A 1,023-nucleotide genomic window follows, 5' to 3' on the forward strand; every position below is an offset into this window, starting at 1 on the left:
GATGTTGCCAGTCAAACAGCAACACCTGACGCTACATGGTTAGCAGCAGATTGTGATGGTGATGGAGTAACAAATGAGCAAGAAGTTATTGACGGAACAGATCCTACAGACGGGTGTGATTTCTTAACAACTAGTATTACAGTAACAGCAAGTTCTGAATGGAACCTATTAGATTGTGATAATGATGGATTAACAAATGGAGATGAATTAACGGAAGGAACGGATCCTCAAAACCCAGATTCAGATGGAGATGGTGTATTAGACGGAACGGAAGTTACTGACGGGACAGATCCATTAGATAATTGTTCATTCGATATTACTCATCAAACAGTTACAGCAGATGCAGCATGGTTAGCAGCAGATTGTGACGGAGATGGAGTAACAAATGCACAAGAAGTTATAGATGGAACAGATCCATTAGACAATTGTGATTTCGATGTTGCCAGTCAAACAGCAACACCTGACGCTACATGGTTAGCAGCAGATTGTGATGGTGATGGAGTAACAAATGAGCAAGAAGTTATTGACGGAACAGATCCTACAGACGGATGTGATTTCTTAACAACTAGTATTACAGTAACAGCAAGTTCTGAATGGAACCTATTAGATTGTGATAATGATGGATTAACAAATGGAGATGAATTAACGGAAGGAACGGATCCTCAAAACCCAGATTCAGATGGAGATGGTGTTATAGACGGAACAGAAGTTACTGACGGAACAGATCCATTAAACAACTGTGAGTTCGATTTAGACCACCAAACATTAACAGCAGATGCAGCATGGTTAGCAGCAGATTGTGACGGTGATGGAGTAACAAACGAACAAGAAGTTATAGATGGAACAGATCCATTAGATAATTGTGATTTAGTATTCACAAGTCAAACATTAGTAGCAGATGCAGCATGGTTAGCAGCAGATTGTGATGGTGACGGAGTAACTAACGAGCAAGAAGTTATAGACGGAACAGATCCTACAGACGGATGTGATTTCTTAACAGCTAGTATTACAGTAACAGCAAGT

General features: G+C 40.2%; 1 pseudogene. It reads left to right on the forward strand.

Annotated features, from left to right (window positions below):
• A pseudogene (locus BMZ09_RS16275) lies at positions 1–1,023 on the forward strand (hypothetical protein); the annotation flags it as partial.

Source organism: Olleya namhaensis, assembly GCF_900114005.1.
Classification (GTDB): Bacteria; Bacteroidota; Bacteroidia; order Flavobacteriales; family Flavobacteriaceae; genus Olleya; species Olleya namhaensis.